The organism is Caballeronia sp. (assembly GCF_049581465.1).
In the GTDB taxonomy this organism is placed as follows: domain Bacteria; phylum Pseudomonadota; class Gammaproteobacteria; order Burkholderiales; family Burkholderiaceae; genus Caballeronia.
In genome coordinates this window covers 1-3559 of the sequence record NZ_JBAUSA010000705.1, presented here as the reverse complement: position 1 = coordinate 3559, position 3559 = coordinate 1, and the positions used below count along the sequence as shown (strand labels likewise).

Sequence of the window (3559 nt, the reverse complement as noted above, 5' to 3'; positions counted from 1 at the left end):
AGTAAGGGTGAGTCGTTTTCCTCCCTACCCCCAAGTTCCTCGATGCAGCCTGGTACACCTCCCCGTCCCTACATGCACCCCCACTCCGAAACATCCCGTTGCAGTTTTCTTTTCGTCGTTGTCATCTGACAGCCCCGCGAACCGTTGATCACGTAAATGCATGGTGCAAACTCGTGCGCGCTCACGCCTTATCTATAGATTTAGATTTCGCGGTGGCGCGAGCCGCAGGCTTCGCTGCAACCGTCTTGGTTGCGGGCTTCTCGGCAGCAGACTTTCCGGCGGCTTTCTTTTTCGCCGGCTTGTCGTTGGCCTTGGCAACTGACTTCGGCTTTCCTGCCGCTTTAGCCGATGTCTCCTTCGACGGCTTCGCTGCATCCTTCCCGTCCGTCTTGGTCACCTTCACCCCTTTTTTTCCTGGGGTTGTCGCTGCAGTCTTCGATTTGGCCGGCTTCTTCGCCGCCTTCTCGACCATCAGTTCCACGGCGCGCGTTTCATCGATTGGAGCGGCCGACGCAGCATGCTGCTTTTCGAGCAATGTGCGCGCCTTCTGCCAATAATCGTGCGCGCGGCCCTCGGGGCAACCGTCAGCTTCCCACAAGTAATACGCATGCAAGCGGATCTGCTCGTCCAACGTTTTGTTTGCCATCGTGCCTCCGTAAAGTGATTTTGTTCGTCGATAACACCGGGAAACGCCGGCCCTCCCCCGCTGCTAACGGAAAGTCATGGCCATCGGAGAGAACAACCCCTGCCCCTTGATTCGCGATCCGTCCACGTCGTTCACCGCAGCGGCCAAACCGGCTCAGGAACGCAACGCATTCCAGAACGGGAACCAGAGATGGGATAAGGGATGCGACCCCGTATGCGACGCGGGCTGCGTTTCCTCCTCGCTTTGCGACGGCTCCGGTGGCGCATCGTCGGTCTGGTCGGCAGCCTCCTCTGACGCCTGCGCAGCAGGATTGGCGGTCCGTGACGCATGGAGCGCGAGGACACTATCTGCGATCCGATGCGCTAGCTCCGCGCAGCAATCGTGCCCGAGCAATACGCCGAACACGACATCGCGGTTGTATCCCTGGTCGGCGAAGCGCATAGCCAGCGCGACCATGCGCGCGTATAACGCTTCCTCGGCAGCGCGAGCAGCGGCTTCGCGTTCTGCCTGCAGGCGCTCGGCCTCTTCCCGCAGCGCTTGCTGGCGTTTCATCTCTTCCGCGTATACCTCGTCGTACACGCACCTCTGCTCAGGGTCGGAGAGGATGGCGTACGCGTGCTGCACGTCCAGGAACGCAGCGCGTGCGGTAGTTTCCTGACCCGCGTTGCGGTCAGGATGCCAGCGCATTGCGGCTTTCCTGTAGGCTCGTTTTATCTCGTCACCGGACGCATGTTCCGGGACATTCAAGGTGTCATATAGCGTGGTCATGGCAAAACCCGAACATATCCGCTGAACATCCTAGCATGCGAAAAAGACGTTTTTTAATCGTAAGGCGAGCGTCGTGAGGTAGCCGGGGCAACCGTGGGCGCGGCTACAAGTTGGTTCAGGTGCGAGATTGCCTGAAGCGTCCCGGCCCTACGCCATAGGCATCCTTGAATTTTTTGCTAAAAGCCGATTCCGACTGATACCCGACCTCGTCCGCAATCTCTCCGATACTTTTCGGCGTGCGTGCCAGCAGTGTGCCGGCCAGTTGCATGCGGATCCGGGCGAGCAGGTTCATCGGCGAGTCGGTCGTGAGTGCGCTGAACGCGCGCATGTAAGTGGCCCGCGACATGGCGGATTGTTCTGCAAGCATTTCGATGGTCCACCTCTCCGACGGACGCTCCAGCATGGCGATCACCGAGGGCCCCAGCCGCGCATTCGCCAGCAATCCGAGAATGTCGCTGGTGGAAGGCTGCTGCTCCAGGTGCGCACGGAGCAACAACGTGAAAAGCGCGGTGGACAGTGCCGAAACAATCGACTGTGCACCCGGTGCCGCTTCGTTCGCTTCACGGCGCATCATGCCTACGAGTATGGCCAGACCGGGCACTTCGCTGCGTGCAAAAGACATTTTTACTACGTCGGGCAGCACGTCGATAAGAAGCGCATTCGGCGTGTAGTTAAAGCGGCCACAGAGCATATCGACGTTTGCCGCGCCTTCGTCGACGTTCGTGTGGATAGCCACCGCGCCGTTATCACGGGTTTGCATCGTCTGGGACCCATCGGCGGCAGGGATCCCGCTTTCATGATCGGCGACGCACGCCAGCAGGTGCGCGTCGCCGCGCGGCAACATCGCTATGTCGCCGGTTTCCAGCAGCACGTCCGGTCGGCCATGCAGGCGCAGCAGGCAATTACCGCCAAGCACCACGTGATAGGCCGCCTCGCCGTCAGCTCTACGCGGGTTATCCAGCGCCCATTGGCCGCCCAGCAGACAGCGCAGGTCCAGGGCTCCTTGAAGGCGCGATAACTGAATTAGCCGGTCGAGTGCATCCATGGTTCGAAGGAACGATGAAAAGGTAGAGGGTAGCGTCGCTGGCTGGTTGATTGCCGGGTTCGGTCCCCAGGCGCGCAATGCCGGCACGAGCGGTGTCCCGCGATAAGCGCCGGACGTGGAAATCTTACCGGAGAAAGGGCATTGGGACGGGTTATCGCCGGATTGCGGGGTTCACTTTGCGACGCACGCTGCACATTTATCCTGGCTCGCAAGTCACGCCGAACTTGAGCAGCGTGGTTGTGCCAAAGCTGTTGCTAATGGCGACATCAGCCGCGTCCCGGCCGCGTGCGATCAGGACGCGACCGGTTCTTGGCGCGTTGTTGCGCGGGTCGAACGTTTGCCACGTACCGCCCAGATACGCCTCGAACCATGCGCAGAAGTCCATGGGCGCGGGGTTTGGCGGCAAGCCGATGTCGCTGATATAGCCGGTGCAATAGCGCGCCGGGATATTCATCGCGCGGCACAGCGACACCGCCAGGTGCGCATAGTCGCGGCATACTCCGACCCCTTCTCGATACGCCTCGAACGCTGTTCGAGTCGGGCGCGCGTGTACGTAGTCGAAGGCAATTTGCCGATGAACGTAATCGCAAATTGCCTGCACGCGGGGCCTTCCTAGTGGCGTGTGACCGAACATTTGCCACGCGTCGTTCGAGAGCAGATCGCTTTCGCAATAGCGGCTACCCAACAGGAATTGCAGGCATTCGTCAGGCAGTTCCTCGACCGGATGCTGGTAACTATAGGGCGTGTGCACCTCCGGATGTTCGGGGACCTCCAGTAGTGCATACGTTGACAGCGTGAGCTGACCGGGCGGCGAAACTATACGGCTGCAAAGATTGCCGAACGAGTCGTAGTACTGCTTGATTGGGACTGCCGGAAAGACATTGATCCGGTCCGGCACGAGCACGTCCCCGACGCGGGAAGAGTGAACGTTGAGCATCAGCAACATCGGCGTCCACTGAGGACACTGGTAGACCAGTTCGTAACCAACGCGGAGTTTCATTGGACTGACCTTTCGTGGACGGGGCGCGGCTTTAGCAGCCTGGACGGGGTGACTTAAGCGGCAAGCCAGCCGCACGTTCTTGCCCCGCATTCTTTAAAAC

At 60.2% G+C, this 3559-nt stretch carries 4 protein-coding genes; all 4 read right to left on the bottom strand.

Annotated features, from left to right (window positions below; all coding sequences use genetic code 11):
- Window positions 1-181: 181 nt before the first annotated feature.
- Entirely contained in the window at window positions 182-646 is a 465-nt protein-coding gene (locus WCA53_RS17320) for a DUF2934 domain-containing protein (protein WP_423913020.1), read from the bottom strand.
- 153 nt (window positions 647-799) lie between these two features.
- Window positions 800-1414: a J domain-containing protein gene (locus tag WCA53_RS17315; protein WP_423913017.1), complete on the bottom strand. Its 615-nt coding sequence runs from the start codon at window positions 1412-1414 to the stop codon at window positions 800-802.
- Window positions 1415-1529: 115 nt separating this feature from the next.
- On the bottom strand, window positions 1530-2546 hold the full coding sequence (locus tag WCA53_RS17310) for an AraC family transcriptional regulator (RefSeq protein ID WP_423913014.1): 1017 nt from the start codon (window positions 2544-2546) through the stop codon (window positions 1530-1532).
- Window positions 2547-2655: 109 nt separating this feature from the next.
- Window positions 2656-3459 carry a transglutaminase-like domain-containing protein gene (locus WCA53_RS17305; protein ID WP_423913011.1) on the bottom strand — a complete coding sequence of 268 codons (804 nt, stop codon included), beginning with the start codon at window positions 3457-3459 and terminating at the stop codon, window positions 2656-2658.
- Window positions 3460-3559 lie beyond the last annotated feature (100 nt).